This is a genomic window from Nocardia speluncae NBRC 108251 (genome assembly GCF_001613245.1).
Lineage (GTDB): Bacteria > Actinomycetota > Actinomycetes > Mycobacteriales > Mycobacteriaceae > Nocardia > Nocardia speluncae.
Genome location: NZ_BDBZ01000020.1, coordinates 103,337 through 126,600, shown reverse-complemented (window position 1 = coordinate 126,600; position 23,264 = coordinate 103,337). Strand labels below are relative to the sequence as shown.

Below are 23,264 nucleotides of genomic sequence, written 5' to 3'. Positions count from 1 at the left end.
CTCCGGGGTGTCCATTTCCGTACAGATCGGGTGATCACCATGAAGATCTATTCCACACGCCGCCGCCCGCATCGTCCGGCACGGATTGTGCTCGACGGGCTCGGTAAGAGGTTCCCGGGTGCCGCCGGTTATGCGGTGGACGGCGTCACGCTCGATTTCGCCGCCGGTGAATTTATCTGCATCGTGGGCGCCAGCGGATGCGGAAAGTCCACGCTGCTACGGATTCTCGCCGGATTCGACACGGCCACACAAGGTTCGGTGACTGTCGGTGACGAGCCGATCACCGGCCCCGGGCCGGACCGCGGTGTCGTTTTCCAGGACTACGGACTCTTCCCGTGGCTCACCGTCGCCGAGAATGTCGCCTACGGCCCGAAACAGGCCCGGATGAACCGCGACGATATCCGTGAGACCACCGGCCGCTGCCTGGAAACCGTCGGCCTCACCCGGGTGCGCGACTCTTTCCCGCACCAACTCTCCGGCGGTATGCAACAGCGGGTAGCCATCGCCCGGGTGCTGGCCAACCGTCCGGCCGTGCTGCTGATGGACGAACCGTTCGGCGCCCTGGACGCGCTCACCCGCACCGATATGCAGGCCGAACTCACCCGGATCCACCGGGATTCCGGTGTCACGGTCGTATTCGTCACGCACAGTGTGGACGAGGCGGTGTACCTGTCGGACCGGGTGGTGGTCATGGCCGGCGGTACGGCCCACGGCACAGCCGGTCATATCCGCGAGGTGGTCGATATCGACCTGCCTCGCGACCGCGATACGACCGCTCCGGAATTCAACGATTACAAACGCCGAATCGACGCACTGATCCACCAGGGCAACCGGGCAGCCGCCTGAATTCGACCGGCCTCGGCGACGGCGGGTCGCTGTGCCGGGCGCGTCGTCGGGCACCGGACCGGCTCAGTTCGGGGGCGCTACGTTCTGCGGGAACTGCCCCTTCATGTTGCCGGGCGGGTCGTAAAGGGCGACGACGACGAACCTGTTGTCCTTCGCGACGTAGCCGATACCGAGCCGGGTGCTGGCCTTCCACACCACCTGCGTGAAATGCCCGGTCGTGAGACTGAATCCGGGGTTGTCGTAGTTGTAGTCCGCGACCTCGTCGTACCACATCTGCACGGCTGTCTCGACATGGGTCACCGCGCTGGGTGCGCCCGTTCCCATGGTGAGGTTCTCGCCGGCGCCGTTCTTGTGTGGGCAGGTGTGATCGATCGTGCCCTTGTCGGCGTAGTACTCCGCGCATTTCTGGGCCAGGTCGTTCAGGTCCTGGGCCGGGGTCATGGCCGGGGAACCGTGCTGGGCCCGGTGCTTGTTGTGTGCGGTGAGCCCGGTCTGCGTGAAATCGCTCTGTCCGGCGGCCGGTCCGCCGCCGGTGACGAGCGCCGCGAGCATCACCGCGGCAATGGCCGATACCAACCGTCCGAAACGCATGAAGATCTCCTAGGGGAACAGCGGGACACAGGGGAGACGAACCGTAGCGAACTCAGAACACCACGGGCTGTGGAAGTTTCGAAGTCAGGCGAGCATAGCGGTTCTCGCTGAGCTGTTTCTCGAATCCCGGATGTGTGCGCTCGGTGGCAGGACGTTCCAGATGGCGCAACCAGGTCGAGGGCGGGCTCCTGGTACATGCTGTCGGCGCGGATTCGGATACTGCACCGAGTCGTCAGTTGACGAATCCGCGGTAGAGGAGGAAGCACCCGACAGCGAGGTGGATCAGTAGGTAGGGGTAAGCGACCGCGGCGGGCATGTTCTTCGCAGCTTTCTCGGCCAGGCCGAGCGCCATGTACCGTCCGACCCCCTTGACGACCGCCATCCACCCGAGCACTGTGATGATGCCCGCGAGGCCGAGTTCCCACCGATTGTTCACTGCGAGTGACGCCGCCCCGATGACGATCTGGAGAGAGGCAGCCATGATGACGAATCCATCGGTCTGCTTCTCCAGCATCAGTACCGAGAGGAAACGTTTGCTGATGAGTGCGGGAAAGTAACTGCCCACCAGAAATATTCCCCAGAAGATTGCCGCCGCCTGCGCCGCTTCCGCTGTGTTCATGGTCGATTCCTCTGCTCTCGATCGGCACCGTGTCGGCCGCTCAACAGATAGGACGGCGTAGGGCAGGCGGACGTGACGCGGACCCACCGGATTTCTCGTGCGTCAGATCCGGCCCGGGGAGCCGGCCGCAGGGCTCAGCTCCCGGATCCGGGTCGTCCGCGCGACGATCCGGCCCCCTTTGATCACGTAGCAGCGGTCGGGGCGGTCCAGCAGTGCGTCGGCAACCCGGTGTGTGGACAGCACCACCAGGTCGGCGGCCGCGCCCGCGCGCAGACCGTAACGGTCGGCGATACCGATCACGGCGGCGGCTTCGGAGGTTGCCATTGCGAGTATTCGGGTGAGATCCTCGGCGCCGGCCAGATGCGAGGTTTGGGCCAGGAACAGGCCGATATCGAGTAGATCCGCATTGCCATAGGGTGTAAAGGCGTTGCGAATATTGTTGGAGGAGAACGCCGTTCGTACCCCTGCTGCCCAGAGTTCACGGACCGGGGCGATACCGCGTCGGATATTCGCGGTGTCGGCGCGGCCGCCCAGGAACATATCCGTGGCCGGGAGTGGAACCACGGCGACACCTGCTTCGGCGAGCCGGCGTAATACGCGGTCACGATCTGCCGGTGGGCGGGCGGCCAGGGATGTCGCGTGGCCGATGGCCACCCGGCCCGCCATTCCCGTGCGTTCGGTGACTTCGGCGATGTAGTCGGCCAGGGCGAAGCGTGGGTCGCTGGTGTCGTCGGCGAAATCGGCGTGCAGGTCCACCGGGACGCCGAATTCGGCGGCCAGGTCGAAGACCTGATCGATATGGCGGCGGCACTCCCTCACGGAATCCTCGTTGTAGGTGCAGCCGCCGATCACATCGGCACCGTCGCGCAGGCCCTCCCGCAGCAGGGCGAGGGTGCCGGGTGCGCGGAAGATACCTTCTTGTGGAAACGCGACGATCTGGAGGTCGATGCGCCCGTGGAATTCGTCGCGCAGCTCCAGCAGAGTGTGCACCCCGAGCAGGCCGACGATGGGATCGACATCTGGGTGGGCGCGCAGCGTGGTGGTGCCGTGGGTGATCGCCTGTTCGAGCACCCGCCGGGCGCGGTCGCGGATCGAGGCGGCGGTGAAATCGCGTTTCAGCTCGGCGGTGACGGCGATGGCGTCGGCCAGGGTGCCGTCACCGGTGCGTTCGTGGTCCAGGAGTGCTTTGTCCAGATGAACATGCGATTCCACGAGCCCGGGGATTACGACACGCCCCGCACAGTCGATTTCCGTCTCGGCGCTCACCGGTAGTCCAGTGCCTGTCTCGGCGATCGCACCCGATGCGATCGCGATATCCACGAGCGCGGCTTCGTCGTCGATACGGGCATTGCGCAACACCAGATCGGCTGTTTCGCGGCCAGGGGTGCTGTATGGCGTCGCCGCCGATGGCCGGGGCATCGGATGTGGTTTCGGTGCGTGGTGGGGCAGCAGGTCCGGCATCGATACCTCCCGGGCGGCGGAATACGTCACCGTTTTGTATACGACCCAGATGTTTCCGGTGGCCCGGCGGAATGCTTCGCGGAGGTTACGAACCCGGACCGGTGGCCGCAGTGTCGGTGCGCCGCAGACGGTAGGCGGTGGTCGCGTGACCGATGTGTTCGGTGACCAGGTTCCGGGCCCGGTCCGCGTCGCCCGCCTCCAGTGCGGCGCAGATCTGCTCGTGCTCGTCCCAGGAATCGTTGGCCCGGCGCGGTAGCTCCACCGCATACACCCAGGCGATCTTCCAGCCGAGCTGGGTGATCAGCTGAGTCAGTAGTGTGCTGCCCGATGCCTCGGCCAGGACCTCGTGGAATCGGCTGTTGAGCCTGGTCAGCTCGTCGAGTCGGCCGGTGCGCACGGCGTCATGGCCCAGTGCGGTGAGTTCCTTGAGGCGGCCGAGTTGCTCGGGGGTGCGGCGCCGCGCTGCCCGGCTCGCGCACAGCGGTTCGAGTACGGCGCGGATTTCGAGCAGGTCCGCGGCTTCGTCCTCGGTCAATTCGGCCACGAAGGTTCCGGCGTAGGGCCGGGAATAGGCGAAACCCTCGGCTTCCAGGGTGCGCAGCGCTTCCCGGACGGGAACCCGGGAGACGCCGTAGCTCTCGGCCAGGGTGTCCTCGGTGAGCCGCTGGCCGGGTGCGAACACGCCGTTGATGATGTCGTCGCGAATCGCGCGGCACACCTGCTGTTTGGTCATTCGCGGGTGATGGCTGGCCACATTGTCCTCGGCTCGGTCGGGGGCGTGGTTCGGATACGATCCGGCGCCCGGTATCTCCAACTGGATACCAGGTGTGGGCTCGGACGTTCGGCGGGGGCCGTCCAGCTCACATTCCCGGGAACCCGGAACGGCGTGTTCTGAGGCGATTTATACGTTGAGACCAGGGGTTTTCCCGATGTGCTGGTTCGATGCCTGCATTCTGCCCTCCGGATCTCGGTGGGCCAATCGTGGATATTTCGTATACGATCCAGGCTCATTTCGGATCGGAGGGACGCTCGATGGACCCCGTGCACGCGGTTCTGCTGCTGGTGGCCGGTTTCGGCGCCGGTATCTGTAACGCCATCGCCGGTGGCGGCAGCCTGCTGTCGTTTCCCGCATTGCTGGCCACCGGCCTGCCACCCGTCACCGCGACGGTGACCAACGCCGTCGCGGTATGGCCGGGATATCTGGGTGGTGCGGCCGCCCTGCGTTCCCGGCTGGCCGATCACCGCAGCCTGCTTCCGAAGCTGATCATCACCGGTACGGCGGGAGCCGTGGGCGGCGTGATCGCGCTGCTGGCCGCGCCACCCGAGGTGTTCGGGGCGCTGGTGCCCTATCTGGTGCTGGCGGCGACCGCCCTGTTCGCGGCCCAGCCCATGATCTCGCGCAGGCTCGCGGGCAAGGGCGGGCAATCCCGGCTCACCCTGTTCGCCGGCGTCTTTCTGGGTGGCATCTACGGCGCCTACTTCAACGGCGGAATGGGGATCGTGCTGCTCACCGCGCTCGCACTCGGGATCGACGCCTCGATCAACCGGCTCAACGGTTTGAAAAGCGCTCTGACCTTGGCTGTTTCGACCACCGCGACGGTGGCCGTGGCGCTTTTCGGCCCGGTCGAATGGTGGTCGGTGGCCGTCCTGGCCCCCGCCTGCCTGGCCGGTGGGACGGTCGGCGCGAAGATCGCCGACAAGTTACGCCCCGGCATGTTCCGCGCCGTGGTGATCGTCTTCGGTGCCGGCGCGGGCATCGCCATGTTGTTCACCTGAATCGCCCGAAAGAAGGAACCCAGTGTCCGATTCTTTGCTTCGCAATGTCTCCGATCTTCTGCTTCGCAACGGCCGCCCGTGGTCGCCCGGACAGCCCGTAGGCACGGCCGACATCCTGATCCGGGACGGCCGGATCGAGCAGATCGGCGCCGGCCTGACCGCGCCGGGCGCCCGTGCCGTGGACCTCGAGGGGGCGCTGGTCCTGCCCGGGTTCGTCGACACCCACTGTCACCTGGACAAAACCCTGTGGGGCGGTCCCTGGGTGCCCAACACCGGGGGGCGTTCGCTGGCGGGCCGGATCGCCAACGGCGAGGGCCGGCGCGCGGAACTCGGGATCCCCGATGCGGACTACTCGGCCGGTCTGCTCGAAACAATGGTCACCGGTGGCACCGCGTATGTGCGCAGCCATATCGATATCGACCCTTCGGTGGGCCTGGCGGGAGTCGAGGCGGTCCGGGCCGCCGCCGACCGCCACCGCGACAGGGTCGATGTCGAACTGGTGGCGTTTCCTCAGGGTGGTCTGGTCAGCCGCCCCGGGGTGACCGATCTGCTGGCCGCGGCCCTCGCGGACGGTGTCGAGGTGGTGGGCGGTATCGACCCCGCCGGTTTCGACGGCGACCCGGCCGGTCAGCTCGATGTGATCTTCGGCCTGGCCGAACGGTTCGGCGCCAAGATCGATATCCACCTGCACGATCCCGGCAACCTGGGCGCCTGGGAGTTCGATCTGATCATCGAACGCACCAGGGCCGCCGGGCTGGCCGGCCGCGTGACCATCAGCCACGCCTACGCCATGGGTGCCCTGCCGCCCGCCGAGCAGCAGCGGATCGCCGAAAGCTCGGCGGAGGCGGGTGTCGCCATGGTGACCTGCGCGGTCGGCGATGCCCCGGTAGTCCCCTTGCGCGTGATGCACGCGGCCGGCGCGACCCTCGCGCTGGGCAACGACGGTATCCGCGATCTGTGGACCCCGTACGGCGACGGCGATATGCTGCGCCGGATCAGCACCGTCGCCTTCCGTGACCGGCTGCTGGCCGACGAGGAGATCGAACTCGCGCTCGCCGCCGGAACACACGGTGGCGCAAAGGTTCTGGGCCTGACAGATTACGGCCTGCGGCCGGGCGCCCGCGCGGATCTGCTCACCGTGCAGGCGCCCGCGCCGGCGGCCGCGGTGGTTGGGGTACCGGTGCGCGGGTTGGTCGTCAAGGGCGGCCGGGTGGTGGCCCGCGACGGCCGATTGGTCGAGTGATCGTATACGAAACAGGCGCGTAATCCGGTGGACCGCGATCCGCAATCAGCGCCCGATAAAACTGTTCCATGAGTACAGAGGCAATCCCGGCGCCGACCTCTCCGGAGGAGGCAACGTATACGACCGGACCCGATCCGGCGCTCGCATTCCGGAATGTGTCGATGGTCTTCGAAAACGGGACGGCCGCCCTGCGCGATATCGATATCACCGTTCGCCCGGGTGAATTCGTCTCGCTGGTCGGGCCGTCGGGCTGCGGCAAATCCACGCTGCTACGCCTGGCAGCCGGTTTCGAACAGGCCAGTGGCGGCAGCGTCGAGGTCGGCACCGGGCATCTCGGTTACGTCTTCCAGGAAGCCACCCTGCTGTCCTGGCGCACGGTATTGCAGAACGTCGAACTGCCCGCGGAATTGGCCGGGGTGGCACGTGGCGAACGCCGCGTCGCGGCCAGGGAAGCGATCGAGCGAGTGGGCCTGGCCGGATTCGAGAAACACAAACCCGCGCAACTGTCCGGCGGTATGCGCATGCGGGCCTCCATCGCCCGCGCGCTCACCCTGCGTCCGGAAGTGTTCCTGTTCGACGAACCGTTCGGCGCACTCGACGAGATCACCCGGCAGCGCCTCAACGAGGAAGTGGGCAGTCTGTTCCGCCGCGACGCGTTCGCCGGTGTATTCGTCACCCATTCGGTGCCCGAAGCGGTATTCATGTCGACCCGGGTCGTCGTGCTCACCGGCCGGCCGGGCCGGGTCGCCGCCGATATCCCGGTATCGCTGGACTTCCCGCGTGAACCGGGCCTGCGCTATACGCCGGAGTTCGCCGAGATCGCGGCGTCGGTCTCGGCCGCGCTGCACACGGCCGAACAGGCGGTGGCGGCATGACCGCGGTGGCGGTGGAAGCCACCGCCGTACGCGCCGAACCGAAAGAGCCGAAATCCTCGCGTCGCCTCGCGATGCCGCCGGTCCGGATCACCGCGCCGATCGTGGTGTTCGTCGTCGTCATGGGTGCCTGGTATTTCGCGAGTCACTACCTGATCGCCGCGGAGTCGCGGTTCCTGCTGCCCGGTCCCGACGAGGTGATCACCGAGGGCCTGCTGGATTCCGCGGTGCGGGCCGAGATCCTGTCCGCACTGGGATCCACCGTGCTGGTCGCGATGAGCGGGCTGGTCATCGCCATGGTGGTGGGCGTGGGATTCGCCGTGGTGATGAGCCAGGCGCGGTGGGCCGAGTACTCGCTCTACCCGTACGCGGTGATCCTGCAGACCATCCCGATCCTCGCCGTGGTCCCGCTGTTCGGATTCTGGTTCGGCTACGAATTCGGCAGCCGGGTGATCGTGTGCGTGATGGTCGCGCTGTTCCCGGTGGTGACCAACACCCTGTTCGGGCTCAAATCCGTCGCACCCGCCGAACACGACCTGTTCACCCTGCACGGCGCCACCCGGCTCCAGCGGCTGCTGAAACTCCAACTGCCGACAGCGCTTCCGGCCATGATCTCCGGTTTCAAGATCTCCGGCGGGATGGCGATCATCGGGTCCATCGTGGCGGATTTCTTCTTCCGTCAGGGCGAACCCGGGATCGGCCGGATGATCGACGTCTATCGGCAGCGGCTGGCCACCGAGGAACTACTCACCGCGCTGCTGCTTTCCTCGCTGGCCGGGCTGATCCTGTTCTGGTTCTTCGATTTCCTGGCCGTCCGCGTCGAACGCGCCCACGGTCGCCGCCGCGGCAACTGATTCACCGGGCGGGCCCGCGGTTCGAAGGCCCGCCTCGTCTCCAACTCATCGGCGTCCCCGCCGCTGTTCCATCCCCTCCACCGCACCCCGGGAAGCTCCATGAAGAAACACCTCTGCGCCCTGACCGCCGTCGCGGGCGCCGCACTGCTCACCGCATGCGGCGGCGCGACCTCGGTACCCGAACCCACCGGTGAGGGCCCGCTGGCCGGTATCTGCCCGTCCACCGTGGTCATCCAGACCGACTGGTACGCGACCCCGGAACGGGCCGCCGCCTTCCAGCTCGTCGGGCCCGACGGCACCGTCGACGTCAACAAGGGCTCCTACACCGGTCCGCTCGGCGATACCGGTGTCAACGTGGAGGTCCGGCTCGGTGGCCCGTTCCTCGGCGGTCAGCCGGTGCCCGCCCAGATGTACCAGGACACCTCGATCACTCTCGGATTCGTCCCCACCGACGACGCCGTCCGGGCCCAGGAGGAATTCCCGGTCACCGGCGTTTTCGCCTCGCTGGATGTGAACCCGCAGATCGTCATGTGGGACCCCGCGACCTATCGGGTCGATTCGTGGAAAGACGTACCCGGCACGAACGCGCCCGTGGTGTACAGCGAGGGAAAGATCTTCATGGACTACCTCGTCGCCAACGGCTACGTGAGCAAGGACCAGGCCGACGCCTCGTTCGACGGCACCCCGAGCCGTTTCGTCGCCGAACGCGGCCGGGTGATGCAGCAGGGGTACGTATCGAACGAGCCCTACCGCTGGGCGCACGATGTGGAGGGCTGGCGTAAACCCACCGACTACCTGCTGATCCACGAATCCGGGTACGAGATCTACCCGCACGCCTGGTCGGTACGTTCCGGCGAACTCGAATCGCTGCGGCCCTGTATGACGAAACTGGTCCCGATGCTGCAACAGGCGCAGGTCGACTACATCGCCGATCCGGGACCGGTGAACGCCGCCCTGCTGCGTATCGCCGAAACCATCCCCGACGGCCCGCCGATGACAGCCGCCGGCAACGCCGATTCGGTGAAGGTGCAGGTGGCCGAGCAGATCGTCGGCAACGGCCCCGACGGCACCCTCGGCAACTTCGATACCGCGCGGGTGGATCGGGTGATCGAGGCGGTGACCCCGATCCTGCGCAGCCGCGGTGACCGTATCGCCGAAGACATATCGGCATCCGACCTGGTGACCAACGAATTCATCGACCCGTCGATCGGCCTGCCCGCGGCCCCGAAACCCTGACGCGCAGGCGCGCACTGTTATGTGCGCCACCGGCGGCGAGATCCGGCAGCGCGACCGAGTGTCGCTGGTACCCGGCCGCAGTTTCCGCGCCGACCGGCCGATTTGCGAACCTTGCCGAATCGCCGCGCCGGCCCCCTCCGTGATCCGAGCGGCAAACTCTACAAGCGGCGCCTGCGCGAGTCGTACTGGAAGGACCACGACAACATCATCTGATCCGGATCGGTGGTGGCCGGTGCACCTGGGCGGACTGTACGAGTGGCTCGCCACGGGCTCGCCGGAATCAGGAAGTCACCGATCCCCGGCGCGCACTGAACTGCCTGACGAACTGGTGTGAGCTCGGCAGTAGCGAGGCCCGGGTTCACCGGGTGGTGGTTGCGAGCTCTGCGGCCAGCTGGTGTGGGGCTTGTAGATGTACCGCATGGCCCACACCTGGTAATACCCGCCATTCGGTTCCGAGGGCGGCGGCGAGATCCTGCACCGACCGGTGCCGTGCGGGTGCCGACCGTTCGCCCACGGTCAACGTAATGCGCGGCGCCAGTGGCCCGACCGGCCGGGGTTCGAAGGACCGGAACATCGCCAGTTCACCGGCGACCGTCTCGGTGGAGGCACTGGTGAGTTCCGGTATCCAGGACGGACCGTAGAGTGCACGCCCGAAACCTGCCACACCGTCACTCCGGAACGCCGCCGCGACCTCGTCCAATAATCGCGGTGCCAGTGATCCGGCTGCCGGTTCGTGCAGTAGCGCACCGGCGAACTCGACTCCGCGAGCGGCCAGTTCCAACCCCAAGGTGGCGCCTCCGCTGACTCCCACCACGAACGCCCCCTCACACAGCGGCGCGAGGGCGGCGATTTCGGTGTCCATATCCCCGGATTGCGGCCGGTCGGGGCAGCAGACAGCTACGGACGGGCCGAGTGCGGCGATCGTCGCTGCCCACACCCGGCTGTCCGTGGCCACTCCGTGGATCAACACGACCCTCATGCGGTGACGGTCTGTTTCCCGAGCGCGGCCAGCAGTTGGCCGGAGGTCGCGACCGCGCCGAAGATCCCGCCCTGCATGGTGACCATGCTCAGGGCGGCTTCGTGATGTTTACGCTCGGTCGCGCCGGTGCAGTCGGAGAGCACCAGGCATTCGTAACCGCGATCGTTGGCTTCGCGCATCGTGGTGTGCACGCAGACATCGGTGGTGATCCCGGTGAGGACGATATGGGTGATACCCGCACTGCGCAGCAGCAGGTCGAGATCGGTGGCGTAGAAGGCGCCCTTGCCGGGTTTGTCGACGATGGGTTCACCGGGAATCGGGGCGACCTCGGGCACGATCTCCCAGCCCGGCTCACCGCGTACCAGGATGCGCCCACACGGCCCGGCGCTGCCGATCTCGGCGCCGACCTGCGCGGACCGCCAGCGTTTGTTCGCGGGCAGGTCCGACAGGTCGGGCCGGTGACCTTCGCGGGTGTGGATGACGGTGAGGCCGAGTTCGCGGGCGGCTGCGAGAACGTGTGCGGTGGGTTCCAGGCCCGCTCGGGTGAGCGCCAGGTCATAACCCATCTGATCGACATAGCCGCCGGGGCCGCAGAAATCGGTCTGCCAGTCGATCAGCAGCAGCGCGGTGCGCGCCGGGTCGATCGGGCCGTCGAACGGCCAGGTGTAGGGGGTGGCGTCCACGGTGGTGAGGGTCATGCGGTGATCTCCTTGGTGCTTCGCGCGGTGCGGGTCGCGCAGAGGGTGAGGATGAGGGCGGCGGCCACGAAGCCGATGACTGCGTCGGAGAGCCAGGGCGCGAATTCGTGGGTGAGCAGGGCAGCGACGGCGCCACCTGCCCAGGCGGTGAAGGCCGGCCAGTGCCAGCGGGTTACCCGGTTGCCGGCGCCGAGACCGAAACGGGGCAGGACCAGTTGGTCGAGGATGACGACCGCGCCGATCGGCGACACGATCACTCCCAGCAGGTTGAGCCACTGCTCGAAATACGACCAGATACCGGCTACCGCGAGCAGCACACCGGCAGCGCCGAGGATCACGGTGAGGCGTCGCATCTTGCCGCCGGAGAGCTGGCTCCAGCCGACGGCGCCGTTGTAGAGGCAGTGCGCACATACCGAGCCCAGGTTGATGAACACGAACGCCACCGCCAGCGGAACCAGCACGCCACCGTGGTCGACCAGCAGGCCGAGGAAGTTACCGCCGTCTGCGGCCGGATCGGCGCTGCCGCCGAGAGCCACCACCACACCGCCGATTACCAGCGCGATCGAATTGCCGACCGGGAACGCCGAGGCCGCGGCGAGGAACGCTTCGCGGCCGTTGCGGGACCAGCGGGTGAAATCGGCGGTCATGGTGCCGGAGTCGATGAACGAGGCGATCACCAGCGTTACCGCGGCCCCGAAGCTCATGGCCGCCGCGCCCGCGCCGCCCTGATAGGAGGCGGGCGAACCGCCGCCGTCGCCGACGGCCAGCCCGATGGCGACAAGCCCCAGAATTACGTAGACCGGCGCCGCGACCAGGCCGATTGCCGACAGCGCCCGGATTCCCAGCAGTGTGACGCCGATGAACGCGAGGCCGGCGGCGAGCGCGGTGAACTGTTCGTGCCAGCCGAGAGCGTCGTGCAGGATCGCCCCCGCCATCCCCGTCTGGAAGGCGAACCAGCCGATCACGATGGTCGCCAGGAAGGCCGACGGCAGGAAAGCGCCTGCCTTGCCGAAGCTCTCGGAGGCGGTGAGCGCGAAGTTCTTACCGCTGCGTCCCGCGATCACGCTGAGCGCACCGACATACAGCATCATGCAGACATTTCCGGCGGCGATGGCGAGCAAGCCGAGCCAGAAGCCGAGCGAGTACACGATAAGCCCGCCGAAGATGGCGCAGGTCAGTACCATCGGGAACCCGAACCAGACCGCGGATACCGAGCCGAGCCCACGCCGGCGGTCGACAGGGACGGGGCGGTCTTCGTACTCCTCTATTTCCCAGCCGTTCTCGGAGTCGGCGATCGTGGTGGTGCTCATGGCGCCTCGTTCCTGTCGGGGGTGGGGAGTTCGTAGATCACGGTGATGCTGCCGCCGCCCGGCGGGCCCTGGTGTTCGGCGCCGCCGGAGACATACACCGCGCCGTCGCCTTTGAGCCCGGCCAGCAGCCCGCCGACCGCGCCGCGGGCGTGGCGGGTGGCGTTGATATCGGAGTCGGTGAGCATGGTGTGGCGCAGCCCGCGCACGGAGCCGGTGGGATCGGCTTCGGCCTTGGCGAAGATCTGCCGCACCGTGCCGCCCTCGGCCGCGATCCGGCTCAGCAACTGCTGCACCGAGGCGAGATCGATGGCGTCGGTCATATGACCGTGCACCGCGCGCAGCGGGTTTGCCGCGGTGGGGCTTTCGGCGACCACCAGGATGTGGCAATCGTCGAGTTCGGCGCCGGCGCTGGCCGAAGCCCGCGCCGACCACACATCTGCTTCGCCGGCGAGGGCGCTCAGCGCGGTCTCCCGATCGCATTCACCCAGTGCGACAGCGATACCCAGCGAGCTCGCCGCTCGGGAGAAACCCATCGACGCGTAGGTGTCGGTCGCGACGGGCACCTGCCCGGCCGTATGGAGCGCGGTAATGGTGTCCGAGGTGAGTAGTGGGCATTTCACCAGCACCAGATGCACATCGCCGGGGGTGACACCGAGTTCGGCCAGCAGTTTCGCGACCGTCTCGGTCACGGTGTCGATCTGGGCGGCCCGGCCGATCTCCGCCGGGTCCAGCGACCGGCTGCGCCGGGCCGCCGCGACCAGCCCGCGATCGAAACCGGGATAGCGCTTCTCGTCGCGGACGAAAAGATTCACATGGGGGCTCAGCACACCCTCGGTGCCGCCGGAGAACACGGTGACCGCGGCCTCCGGGATCCGCGGTTCCCAGATCGCGGCGGCCAGGCCGCGGCTGAAATCGTTGACACAGCCGTTGCCCTCGGTCTTACCGATCACCGAGACGAGATCGTCTGCACGGTAACCCGATTCGGTCAGGACTTGGAAAGCGTGGGTATCGCCGGGGTCGGCGGTGGGCACGGTGAGCAGGGCGATACCGGTCATGCGGCGCTCTCTTTCGGGGTCCGGGTGGTGAGCAGGTGGTTGAACAGCAGATTCAGGACGAACGCCACGATGACCGTGCTGGTGATCGCGCCCCCGGCGATGATCCGCACCGCCGACGGCAGCCCCTCGTACACCTCCGGCGCGACCACCGGGATCATCCCGATCCCCATCGCCAGCGAGACCACGAGCAGGTTGTCGTTACGGGAGTAGTCCACCCGGGCGAGCGTGGCGATCCCGACGCCCGCGACCGTGGCGAACATGACCAGGCTCACCGACCCGATCACCGGCCCCGGCAGGTTGGCCACCACCTCGCCCATCTTCGGCACCAGGCCCAGCGCCACCAGCAGACCTCCGGCCACCGCGACCGCACCCCGGCTGGCGACCCCGGTCATCCGCACCAAGCTGACGTTCTGAGCGAAGATCGTGTCGGGGAACGAGGTCAGGAATCCGGCCAGCACCGCCGAGGCGCCATCGGCGCTCAACCCGCGGGCCAGCTGCTTCCGGTCCAGCGGCCGGCCCAAGTTGTCGGCGGTGGCCATCAGGTAGGCGGTGGATTCGGTGAAGATCACCAGCATCACCAGGCACATCGAGATGATTCCGGCGATGGGGAAGGTGGGGGTGCCGAACAGGAACGGGTTCGGCAGTCCGAACCAGGCGGCACTGCCCACGGCACCGAAATCGGTGAGCGAGAGCGCAGCGGCGGCCAGTGTGCCCAGCACCAGCGCGATCAGCACCGCCGACTGCGCGATGAGCCCGCGCCCGTATTTCATCAGCGCGATGATGGTGAGCACCACGCCCGCCGCCAGCGCCAGCGGCGCACCACCCGCCGGTTCGTCCCCGAAGGTCATGGATACGGCCTTGCCGATCAGCGACAGCCCGATCATGGTGACCGCCGCCCCGCGCACCATCGGCGGGAAGAACCGCACCAGTTTGGAGAACGGCACCGCCACCAGCATGCCGAAGATCCCGGCCGCGATCATCGCGCCGTACACGGCGGACAGCCCGTATTCCTCACCGATCAGGATCATCGGCGTCACCGCGGTGAACGAGGCACCCGCCACCACCGGCATCCGCGCCCCCAGCAGTTTCCCGATACCGAGGGCCTGCACGAGCGTGATGACACCGGCGACCAGTAGGTCGGCATTCACCAGGGTCGCGATGGTGGAGCTGTCCAGGCCCAGCGCGGCACCGAATACGAGCGGCACCGCGACGCAGCCGGTGTACATGACGAGCACATGCTGAACACCGAAAAGCGCGGTGCGCCAGACAGGAAGCGGGGGAGGGTTATTCAGCGGCGGCGACTGGGTCGGGGCGGCGTCGGTTGACATAGGACCTGGCCTCGGGCAGAAGAAATAAGCAACACCTAAATTTGTATACAAACAACGTTTCCGTGGTGTTGCGATAGGTTCCACTGCCGTAACCGACGGAATCAGCGCTTGAATATGGGCGGATTTGTATACAAGCGTGGTTTGACGTGCAGCCCGAGCACCGGAACACCGATTGCCCGGATGGTGCGACAAGGTGGCCAGGGTGCAGGCATGTTACGCACCGATTACGCGGTGCGCACAACAGTGGCAGCCGGCCCGTCAGCAGGCCGAAGGATCCGCATCCGGCCGGGGATTCGGCGGGTTCAGTCCCGCGCGCTGTCGGAGTCCATCGCCACGATCAGTTCCTCGTCGCGGGCGATGTGCTCGTCCATGAGATACCCCGCCTGCACCGGGGAACCGGCGAGAATCGCTTGTGCGATCGCGGCATGGTCGCTCCACGACGTGTGGGTCCGGGTATCGAGCCGCTGCCCGAATATCCACGACACCCGCTCGAGGATCTGCTCGAGCATGACCTGTAGCTGCTGATTACCCGACGCCTCGGCGACCAGAGTATGGAAGCGCAGGGTCAAAGACGGCAGATCATCGTGCGCATGCCGCGCATCCGCGGCCCGCCCGAGCTCCACCGCCCGCTCCAACTCCCCGGCCACCACACCGCCCCGGTTGCGCGCCGCCAACTGCGCGGCGAGCACTTCCAGCCCACGCCGGATCTGCACCAGCTCCCGAGCCGCCGAACCGGACGGAGCAGAAACAGTCGCCCCGCGATAGCGAACGAGCGTGACGAACCCCTCGCTCTGCAACTGCGACAGCGCCTCACGCACCGGAATCCGGGAGACCCCGAAACGCTCGGCGAGATCGACCTCGCGCAAGCGATCGCCGGGGGAGAGCCGACCGGCGAGGATATCGTCGCGCAGCGCGTCCGCAACTGTCGCGCGAGGCGAGGTCCGGTTGCTGTCCTGCGATGCGGTCACAGGACGAGCCTATTGGTGGCGCGGAAATCCGCTGCGCCAGGTTCCGGAAGCGAAGGTTGGTCCTACGCTGGTGCAGACGCCCCCTCGGCTCATCCCACTTGTCTTCGAGCTGACACCGACTACTCGCAATTCGATTGGAGTGCAAAGTGAATGAAAACCACCACTTTCGCTCGTAATCCAGCAGGTCGAGAAGTGTGCTCCCCGCGCCCGCGGGGATGAGCCCGACGGCGCGGTCATCGGGGCCGACATCAACCCGTGCTCCCCGCGCACGCGGGGATGATCCTGCGCCGGTTGTCGATCGGCGCATTGTGTAGGAGTGCTTCCCGCGCAACGGAGACAGGTTCGGCCCGAGGCGTAGATCAATGCCACGAACTGTTCACCTCTCAACTGCTGGCCGGATCCATGATCGAGGTGTTGGTCTCGGTCCATCTCGTGCAACTGGTCGCCGAGGACGGGGTGACCGGTCAGCATGTCCTCATGCGTGCTTCTCGGTGGGGCGGGATCGAACGTGCGCGCCCATTCCCGGAAAGTGTGCGGGTCTCGGCCGAGCAGCTGTCGAGCGGTTTTCTCTTGTTCCCGGAGGGGGTTGTCGGGGTGGGCGGCGAACGCTGCGGTGGCGTAAAAGCGGGCCAACCGGAAGACTCGACGGCCGGGACGAGTACTCGCATCCGCTCACCACGGTTGCGGAGCAGGTTCGCCGCAATAGGGACGGGGGACAGTGGGAACAGTGCCCGGCATCCGGGAAACGGGCGCGGCGGTGAGCAGGATCAACTCTCGACTCCTCGGGTGCGGCGATTCGTCCTGGAAGCTACCGAGTAGGGAGAAAACACCTCTAGTAGAAAATTCATCTGAGAAAAGGCGCTGCAGCCCGGTTCGGCCGCCAGCGGGATCGAGTTTCATCCCCGGTGACACGCGGGCAGTGGTCACAGCGTCGCGTGCCTTACCGCTGCCGTAGGTATCGGTCCGGTTATCCCGAACCGGTTCGACGACCGAGGAGGACGGTACCGGGCGGGATCCGTCCCGCCATCCACTTATTGCAGGAGACGGGAAGTGACAGCGAATTGGGATGCAGCGGGGTCGTATGAAGCTCCGGCGACGTCGCCGAGTATCTCGACGGGAGCGAGTCCGGCCTCGCTCAGCTCCGCAGTGAGCTGGTCGGGAGTGAAGACGCTCACGGACTACGCCGAGGAGCCGGCGCCGTGCGTCGGGGACCATGGCGCTGTAATCGCGCATGATCATGATGATGACGTCGTAGCGCTCGGTATCGCGGTAGGTGAGATAGTCCTGGTGCAGGTATCTGGCAGCGACGCCCGACTCTGCGGCCGCCATCCGCGCGTACTCGATGGATCGGGAGGAGAAATCCAGACCGGTGACAGCGCAGCCGGCGGCGGCCGGCCTAAAGGTGTGCCCGTTGGCCGAGGGGCGTCAGCAGGACGGGACGCTCTGGATCCATCGTGATCATCGGAACCGGGCGGGCCATCAATGTAGCGGTACTACAACATATATAGTCAGTTATGGAACCGCAACATCGATTCACTGATGACAGCAAATATGGGCTGATGAGCAGGTATTTTAAACTCAGTCTGCGGTGAATATCGTGGTGCAATTTTCTTAGATGTTACGGAGCCATGACAAATCTGTATGGTGCAGTACCATGACATCATGAGTCAGGCTCGGACGCGCCGTCAGTTGATCCAGCTGGGTGCCGCGCTACGCAGAGCGCGGATAGAGGCCGGTTTGACCCAGCAGCAGCTGGGAGACCTTGCCGGAGTCTCCCGTCAACTTGTCAGCCGAGTCGAGGCCGGGAGTCCACGCGGCGAGATCGGCCGGTTCGCGCAGATCGCCGATGCTTTGAAGATGCGTTTGGTTATTGCTCCTGCAGAACAGAAGCCCACCAGTTCGGCGGACCAGCTGGCAGTCCAGGACTTGCTCGGTCGGATCCGGCAGGGTCTACCTCCGGAACCCAGTGGGGCCGAAGAACATGAGTGACCTGCTTGTCGTATTGGGAGGTCGGGTCGCAGGCGCGGTAACGCATGCCGCGGGCCGGCCCAGATACACCTATCTCGACGATTACGCCTCGGAGCCCGAAGCGACCCCGTTGTCGCTGTCGATGCCGGTGGCCCCGGCACGGACCTACGACCACCGCACGGTATCTCCTTGGCTGATGAACCTGCTGCCTGACGATGCCAATGTGCGCGAGAACCTGGCCCGGCAGCTCGGCGTGCGTTCATGGAATGCCATCGAACTGCTCGGACATATCGGTCGCGACTGTGCCGGCGCGGTTCAGCTCGTCGCCCCGGAGGATCTCAACGACGTGCTGGGCAGGGACGGCGGGCTGGAACAGGTCACCGCGGGCCGGATCGGCGATCGTCTGCGCGCGTTGCTGCGAATGCCGCAACAGTGGATCGGAGCAGACGAACGGTGGAGCCTGGCAGGTGCCCAGTCGAAATTCGCGGTCGTACGCACCGCGGACGGTGAGTGGGCATACGCGCACGGCAATGCCGCGAGCACCCACATCGTGAAGCCGGGAATCGCGCGATTCCCCGATCAGGCTTTGAACGAGCATCTGTGTCTGCGAGCGCTGGCCGCGGTCGGGATCAGCTCAGCGGTATCGGAGTTCACCGAATTCGATGGTGTACCAGCACTTGTGGTCGAACGATACGACCGGTTGACCGGAATCGACGGGCGCGTGATCCGGCTGCACCAGGAAGATCTGTGCCAAGCATTGTCGGTGCCGCCGGAACGAAAGTACCCCTCCGACGGAGGACCGGCAGCTACCCATATCGCGCGGCTCCTCGCCCGTGAGGCCACAGCGACGGACGTCGATCGATTCGCGGATATCGTGATCGCACAGTATCTACTCGGCGCACCGGATGCGCATGCCAAGAACTACTCGATCATCCTCAACGGGTTGGATGCCGTTCTGGCTCCGTGCTACGACGTTGCCAGCTCACTCCCGTACGACCCCGATCCCGGGTCGGCGCTGAGCCGCGTGGCGATGCCGATAGGCGGTCGGGCGCGGTTCGGTGAGGTCACGCTGCATCATGTGGCGAAGTTCGCCCGCGCCGTCGGTACCGATCCGGACCGGCTGATCGCCCGAACCCGCGAACTGGTCGCCGCTCTTCCCGAGGCGCTGTCGGAGGCCGGAGGTATTCGAACCGCCGAGCCTCCAGAGCTACGTGCACGCCTGACGCGGGCCGTGGCAGTGCAGTGCGCCACGATCGATACCACCACTGTGCGAAGGGTTGTTCCGCGCGCTGCGCAAGCGGTTGCGGATCCCTCCGGCGCGGGCGGGGAAAAATCGAGTTCGCCTGAGGGAAAAGTGGATTAGGTTCAGAACGAACAGCTGACCGGCATCCTGAAGGTGCACCCGATCACAGCACACGAACTCCCGGCGGCCGAGTCGTTCGGCTCGGACGTGGAGAACTACGACCCATCCGCAGAACCGACCGCATTCAGCTGCGCCGGCAGGCCGGTTGCGGAGCGGGTGGTGCGCCGTGTTGTTCCCCATTTCGTAACGGTCCACGGTGGAAAATCGATGGTCAAGCGATAGACAACCGAGGCGGAAGATGGGACTTAAGATGAAAAGGACGACAATGGTCGCCGCACGTGCTCTCGTCACCGCCGTCGCGGTTTCGGGTTTCGCTACGGTGCTCGGTACGGGCTCCGCCCAAGCCGCACCGCAGGACTGTGCTGTTACGCGGGATCTGGTCGGCGCGTCCGCGACGTGTTTCGACGATGGCCCCGCCGGGCGGGAGTACGCCCTGATCGTCGAGTGTTTCGGCTTGCACGGGGTGCCCAACGCCTTTCCGCTGATGGCAATCGGCCCTTATCAGGGGTCGTGGAGTGGTTCCTTCGGGCCGTCCGGTAACGGCACGGCCTCATGCCTGGGCCCGATGAGTGTCGGAACCGCGACGAACGCTTACGTCAAGATCTACCGGGACTGAACTGCTGCCGCAGCCCGATTTCAGTCGAACGGGATGGTCTCGAAGAGGTTCGGTTTGTAGGTGGTGACCGGCGGCGGGAAGGCGGTACGCAGGATCTTCATCCCCAGGCGGTAGCGCAGCGGCCGGGCGCGGGCCGGACCTCACCGAGCGATATCGCCGCACCTACCCGCTCAACGTAACTCGTTTCCGGTGAGAACGGTGAGCTACGTCCGGCGGGCGGGTAGGTGGGGCTTCTCAGCTGGTGGAGGCGCTGGCGAAGGGGGTGCCGACGGGCGCCGTGGTGCGGTCCACCGCCCGGCGCCACAGGCCGCGCTTCTCCAGGATCGGCAGCACGCCTTCGCCGAACCAGTACGCCTCTTCGACGTGCGGGTACCCGGAGAGAATGAAATGCGTGATCCCGAGTCGTGAGTACTCGATCAGCCGCTCGGCCACTTCCTCGTGCGAACCGACGAGTGCGGTACCCGCGCCGCCGCGGACCAAGCCGACGCCCGCCCACAGATTCGGGGCGATCTCCAGCCGGTCGGTGCTGCCGCCGTGGAGTTCGAGCATGCGGCGCTGGCCCTCGGATTCGCTGCGCGCCAAGTTGTTCTGAACGCGTTCGATATCGGCGGGGTCGATTCCCTGTAGCAGGCGGTCGGCTTCGGCCCACGCCTCTTCGGAGGTGTCACGGGTGATCACGTGCAGGCGGATACCGTAATCGAGTGTCCGGCCGCGCTCGGCGGCCAGTCCGCGGATCCAGTCCAGTTTCTGGCCGACCGCGAGTAGTGGTTCACCCCAGGTCAGGTAGGTATCGGCGTACTGGGCGGCGACCGGGCCCGCCGGGCCGGAGGAGCCGCCGAAGAACACCGGTGGCACCGGGTCCGGGTGGTTGTTCAGCAGGGCGTTCTCTACCTGCAGGTGTTTGCCGTCGAAAGTGAAGGGTTCGCGGGCCCCCCACAGTTCGCGCACGATGTGCAGGAATTCCCCGGTGCGTTCGTAGCGCTGCTCCTTGTCGAGGAAATCGCCGAAGGCACGTTGTTCGTGTGGTTCGCCGCCGGTCACCACATTGAGCAGTAACCGGCCGCGGGAATGCCGCTGGAAGGTACCGGCCATCTGGGCGGCGAGGGTGGGGCTCACCAGGCCGGGCCGGAACGCGACCAGGAACTTCAGGGTTTCGGTGGTCTCCACCAGCATGGCCGTGGCGAGCCAGGCGTCCTCACACCAGGCGCCGGTGGGTGTGAGGACGGCCTCGAACCCGTTCTCCTCGGCGGCGCCCGTGACCTGGTTCAGGTAGCGCAGCGAGGCGGGCCGGTCGCCGGACATGGCCGTGCCGTGGCCGCCGGCGACCAACCCGCGCGAATCTCCGTAGGTGGGCAGAAACCAGTGGAACGACAGGCTCATTCGGCAATCCTTCGAGCTGGGGCGGTCGGATACGTGGTCGATCCGTCCGTGGCGTGCGGCCTGCGGGCACCCGGCCGGGGCGCCGGGACGAAGATCGGGGCCGATCGTCGATCCTCGCTCGTCGGCGCCGGGCTGTCACCGGTTCGGATCGGCCGGATTTTTTCCCGGACGGGTTTCGATCCCGGTGCGCGAAACCGGTGAACCCTCCCGTGTGGTCGGTGATCGTGAGCCCATGACCTCCACCGCAGCGAAAGCCGCTTCCGATGCCGATCTGGATGCCGTCTTCGCGCCGATCTACGCCGATATCGCGGCCGGCGCGGTCGAACGCGAGACCGATCGCCGCCTCGCCCACGACGAAGTGCGGCGGTTACGCGCGGCACGGTTCGGTGCCCTGCGGGTGCCGGTCGAATACGGTGGGTTCGGGGTGAGTGTCCGGCAACTGTTCCGGCAGCTGATCGAACTCGCCGCCGCCGACTCCAACCTCCCGCAGGCATTGCGGGTGCATTTCGCGTTCGTCGAGGATCAGCTGCTGACCGACCCCGGACCCGCACGCGAGCACTGGTTGCGGGCGGTGGCGCAGCGGGCGCTGGTGGGGAACGCGATCACCGAATCCGGCGCCGGCGCGGTGGACCGCTACCGGACCGCGCTGACCCCGGCCGGTGCAGGCTGGCTGCTCAACGGGATCAAGTACTACAGCACGGGCTCGCTGTACGCCGACCATATCCTCGTGGCCGCCGATCGGGACGGGGAGCGGGTCGCGGTACTCGTCGACGCCACCGCCGAAGGCGTGCGCCAGCGCGATGACTGGGACGGATTCGGTCAGCGGCTCACTGCCAGCGGCACCACCGAGTTCACCGACGTCGCGGTGCCGGCCGACCGGGTATTGGGTCCGGGCTACGGTGCCGCCGGCCCCACCTATTCGACGGCCTACCTACAGCTCGTGCAGCTCGCGGTTCTGGCCGGTATCGCGCAGCGTGCCGAACAGGACACCCGCGAATGGGTCGCCGGACGCCGCCGCAGTTACACCCATTCCGCCGCGGATCTGCCCCGCCACGATCCCCTGGTGCAGCAGGTGATCGGCCGGCTGTCGGCCGCCGCGTTCAGTGCCCGCGCCAGTGTGCTGGCGGTCGCCGATGTCCTCGACGCGGTACTTGCCGTCGGGGCTCGCGAGGAAAAGGATCTGGTCGAGGCCGAACTGGCCGCGGCGCATGCGCAGCTGGGCGTGATCGACACCGTTCTGGCGGCCACCACCCAACTGTTCGAGGTGGGCGGTGCCTCCATCGTCTCGGAGGGACTGCGCCTGGACCGGCACTGGCGTAACGCCCGCACCGTATCGGTGCACAACCCGGCCATCCAGAAAGCCCGCGCCATCGGCGATCACCTGCTCAACGGCACCCGGCTCCCGTTCGCGTGGAGCGCGGGCGAACGTACAGAAGGGACACCACGATGACCGCCGCCCAGCGGTTCCGGCGACGTGGATGGACGGTCTCGTCGCAAGCCTCGGCTCGCCGAACAGTGGGCGCCGGACCGATCAGCAGGCGGCCGGCGAATCGGTGAATATCTTTGCGACAGTTTCGAGTGCCCGGCGGTCGGTGTCATCGAAGCGGCCGGGTTCGGGACTGTCCAGATCGAGGACGCCGATGAGGGCGTCCTCGAGAAGCAGCGGAACCACGATTTCCGATCGGCTGTCGGCGTCACACGCGATATGCCCCGGGAAGGCGTGGACATCGGGTACGAGTTGGGTGCGACGGGTCTGCGCGGCCGTACCGCAGACGCCCTTGCCGAGGGGGATCCGGACACACGCCGGCTTCCCTTGGAACGGCCCTACCACGAGCTCGTGACCGTCGTAGAAGTAGAAACCGGCCCAGTTCACCTCCGGTAGCGAGTGGTAGAGCAGTGCGCTGAGGTTGGCGGCGTTGGCTATGCGGTCGGGTTCGCCGGCGACCAGTGCGGCGGCCTGCTCGGTGAGCTGCCGGTAGCGGTTCGTGCGGTCGCCCGTCAGCGGGACGAGGTCGAAGCTCATGGTCGGCGATGGTAGACCGCCGGTGCCGGTGAACTGTCCCGCCCGGTTCGGGACCCGGGACGAAAAGTTCGACGGCTC

Annotated in this window: 23 protein-coding genes and 1 pseudogene; 11 read left to right on the top strand and 13 right to left on the bottom strand. The window is 66.8% G+C overall.

Annotated features, from left to right (window positions below):
- Nucleotides 1-39: 39 nt before the first annotated feature.
- Entirely contained in the window at nucleotides 40-846 is an 807-nt protein-coding gene (locus NS6_RS19575; RefSeq protein ID WP_068043965.1) for an ABC transporter ATP-binding protein, read from the top strand.
- 63 nt (nucleotides 847-909) lie between these two features.
- On the opposite strand, the gene NS6_RS19570 is transcribed toward NS6_RS19575, so the two are convergent.
- The 4 genes from NS6_RS19570 to NS6_RS19555 form a co-directional block, all read right to left on the bottom strand.
- The gene (locus NS6_RS19570) at nucleotides 910-1,437 is read right to left on the bottom strand and encodes a CAP family protein (RefSeq protein ID WP_068043762.1); all 528 of its coding nucleotides are present in this window, start codon (nucleotides 1,435-1,437) and stop codon (nucleotides 910-912) included.
- A gap of 232 nt (nucleotides 1,438-1,669) precedes the next feature.
- Entirely contained in the window at nucleotides 1,670-2,056 is a 387-nt protein-coding gene (locus NS6_RS19565; protein WP_068043760.1) for a hypothetical protein, read from the bottom strand.
- A 102-nt stretch (nucleotides 2,057-2,158) separates the two neighbouring features.
- Nucleotides 2,159-3,517 (bottom strand): amidohydrolase family protein, encoded by a 1,359-nt coding sequence (locus NS6_RS19560; RefSeq protein ID WP_245669418.1) that lies wholly within the window; start codon nucleotides 3,515-3,517, stop codon nucleotides 2,159-2,161.
- Nucleotides 3,518-3,602: 85 nt separating this feature from the next.
- Entirely contained in the window at nucleotides 3,603-4,250 is a 648-nt protein-coding gene (locus NS6_RS19555) for a GntR family transcriptional regulator (protein ID WP_068043962.1), read from the bottom strand.
- 299 nt (nucleotides 4,251-4,549) lie between these two features.
- Here NS6_RS19555 and NS6_RS19550 point away from each other — a divergent pair, with 299 nt between their 5' ends.
- From NS6_RS19550 to NS6_RS19530, 5 genes are all read left to right on the top strand, one after another.
- Entirely contained in the window at nucleotides 4,550-5,293 is a 744-nt protein-coding gene (locus tag NS6_RS19550; RefSeq protein WP_068043960.1) for a sulfite exporter TauE/SafE family protein, read from the top strand.
- 22 nt (nucleotides 5,294-5,315) lie between these two features.
- Entirely contained in the window at nucleotides 5,316-6,536 is a 1,221-nt protein-coding gene (locus NS6_RS19545; RefSeq protein WP_210747038.1) for an amidohydrolase, read from the top strand.
- A 68-nt stretch (nucleotides 6,537-6,604) separates the two neighbouring features.
- A complete protein-coding gene (locus NS6_RS19540) occupies nucleotides 6,605-7,411 on the top strand; it encodes an ABC transporter ATP-binding protein (RefSeq protein WP_068043758.1) in 807 nt (268 codons plus the stop codon).
- Nucleotides 7,408-8,262, top strand: coding sequence for an ABC transporter permease (locus NS6_RS19535; RefSeq protein WP_084471212.1), 855 nt, complete (start codon nucleotides 7,408-7,410; stop codon nucleotides 8,260-8,262). The genes NS6_RS19540 and NS6_RS19535 overlap by 4 nt, the downstream gene beginning before the upstream one ends.
- A gap of 99 nt (nucleotides 8,263-8,361) precedes the next feature.
- A complete protein-coding gene (locus tag NS6_RS19530) occupies nucleotides 8,362-9,498 on the top strand; it encodes a hypothetical protein (protein WP_068043756.1) in 1,137 nt (378 codons plus the stop codon).
- 358 nt (nucleotides 9,499-9,856) lie between these two features.
- On the opposite strand, the gene NS6_RS19520 is transcribed toward NS6_RS19530, so the two are convergent.
- From NS6_RS19520 to NS6_RS19495, 6 genes are all read right to left on the bottom strand, one after another.
- The gene (locus tag NS6_RS19520; protein WP_068043752.1) at nucleotides 9,857-10,477 is read right to left on the bottom strand and encodes an alpha/beta fold hydrolase; all 621 of its coding nucleotides are present in this window, start codon (nucleotides 10,475-10,477) and stop codon (nucleotides 9,857-9,859) included.
- Nucleotides 10,474-11,175: a biuret amidohydrolase gene (biuH, locus tag NS6_RS19515; RefSeq protein WP_068043750.1), complete on the bottom strand. Its 702-nt coding sequence runs from the start codon at nucleotides 11,173-11,175 to the stop codon at nucleotides 10,474-10,476. Before biuH ends, NS6_RS19520 begins: the two co-directional genes overlap by 4 nt.
- The gene (locus NS6_RS19510; protein ID WP_084471211.1) at nucleotides 11,172-12,485 is read right to left on the bottom strand and encodes a cytosine permease; all 1,314 of its coding nucleotides are present in this window, start codon (nucleotides 12,483-12,485) and stop codon (nucleotides 11,172-11,174) included. Before NS6_RS19510 ends, biuH begins: the two co-directional genes overlap by 4 nt.
- Nucleotides 12,482-13,540 carry a cyanuric acid amidohydrolase gene (atzD, locus tag NS6_RS19505; protein ID WP_068043748.1) on the bottom strand — a complete coding sequence of 353 codons (1,059 nt, stop codon included), beginning with the start codon at nucleotides 13,538-13,540 and terminating at the stop codon, nucleotides 12,482-12,484. Before atzD ends, NS6_RS19510 begins: the two co-directional genes overlap by 4 nt.
- The gene (locus tag NS6_RS19500) at nucleotides 13,537-14,832 is read right to left on the bottom strand and encodes a nucleobase:cation symporter-2 family protein (RefSeq protein WP_068043952.1); all 1,296 of its coding nucleotides are present in this window, start codon (nucleotides 14,830-14,832) and stop codon (nucleotides 13,537-13,539) included. The genes atzD and NS6_RS19500 overlap by 4 nt, the downstream gene beginning before the upstream one ends.
- 338 nt (nucleotides 14,833-15,170) lie before the next feature.
- Complete coding sequence (locus tag NS6_RS19495) at nucleotides 15,171-15,836, bottom strand: GntR family transcriptional regulator (protein ID WP_068043746.1); 666 nt, start codon at nucleotides 15,834-15,836, stop codon at nucleotides 15,171-15,173.
- A gap of 402 nt (nucleotides 15,837-16,238) precedes the next feature.
- Here NS6_RS19495 and NS6_RS35950 point away from each other — a divergent pair, with 402 nt between their 5' ends.
- Nucleotides 16,239-16,655 (top strand): hypothetical protein, encoded by a 417-nt coding sequence (locus NS6_RS35950; protein ID WP_068043744.1) that lies wholly within the window; start codon nucleotides 16,239-16,241, stop codon nucleotides 16,653-16,655.
- 360 nt (nucleotides 16,656-17,015) lie between these two features.
- Here the strand turns inward: NS6_RS35950 and NS6_RS36470 are convergent.
- A pseudogene (locus NS6_RS36470) lies at nucleotides 17,016-17,234 on the bottom strand (SAM-dependent methyltransferase); the annotation flags it as partial.
- Between the two features lie 264 nt (nucleotides 17,235-17,498).
- Here NS6_RS36470 and NS6_RS19485 point away from each other — a divergent pair.
- The 3 genes from NS6_RS19485 to NS6_RS19470 all read left to right on the top strand — a co-directional run bounded on the left by NS6_RS19485 (nucleotide 17,499) and on the right by NS6_RS19470 (nucleotide 19,783).
- Complete coding sequence (locus NS6_RS19485; RefSeq protein ID WP_084471233.1) at nucleotides 17,499-17,825, top strand: helix-turn-helix transcriptional regulator; 327 nt, start codon at nucleotides 17,499-17,501, stop codon at nucleotides 17,823-17,825.
- Nucleotides 17,818-19,167, top strand: coding sequence for a type II toxin-antitoxin system HipA family toxin (locus NS6_RS19480; protein WP_068043740.1), 1,350 nt, complete (start codon nucleotides 17,818-17,820; stop codon nucleotides 19,165-19,167). Before NS6_RS19485 ends, NS6_RS19480 begins: the two co-directional genes overlap by 8 nt.
- Nucleotides 19,168-19,417: 250 nt before the next feature.
- Entirely contained in the window at nucleotides 19,418-19,783 is a 366-nt protein-coding gene (locus NS6_RS19470; protein ID WP_245669416.1) for a hypothetical protein, read from the top strand.
- A gap of 234 nt (nucleotides 19,784-20,017) precedes the next feature.
- Here NS6_RS19470 and NS6_RS19465 read toward each other — a convergent pair whose 3' ends face one another.
- Nucleotides 20,018-21,163, bottom strand: a complete 1,146-nt coding sequence (locus tag NS6_RS19465) for an LLM class flavin-dependent oxidoreductase (protein WP_068043737.1) — start codon at nucleotides 21,161-21,163, stop codon at nucleotides 20,018-20,020.
- Between the two features lie 232 nt (nucleotides 21,164-21,395).
- Between NS6_RS19465 and NS6_RS19460 the strand changes: the two genes are divergently transcribed.
- Nucleotides 21,396-22,613: an acyl-CoA dehydrogenase family protein gene (locus NS6_RS19460; RefSeq protein WP_068043948.1), complete on the top strand. Its 1,218-nt coding sequence runs from the start codon at nucleotides 21,396-21,398 to the stop codon at nucleotides 22,611-22,613.
- 81 nt (nucleotides 22,614-22,694) lie between these two features.
- Here NS6_RS19460 and msrC read toward each other — a convergent pair whose 3' ends face one another.
- The gene (msrC, locus tag NS6_RS19455; protein ID WP_068043735.1) at nucleotides 22,695-23,186 is read right to left on the bottom strand and encodes a free L-methionine (R)-S-oxide reductase MsrC; all 492 of its coding nucleotides are present in this window, start codon (nucleotides 23,184-23,186) and stop codon (nucleotides 22,695-22,697) included.
- Nucleotides 23,187-23,264 lie beyond the last annotated feature (78 nt).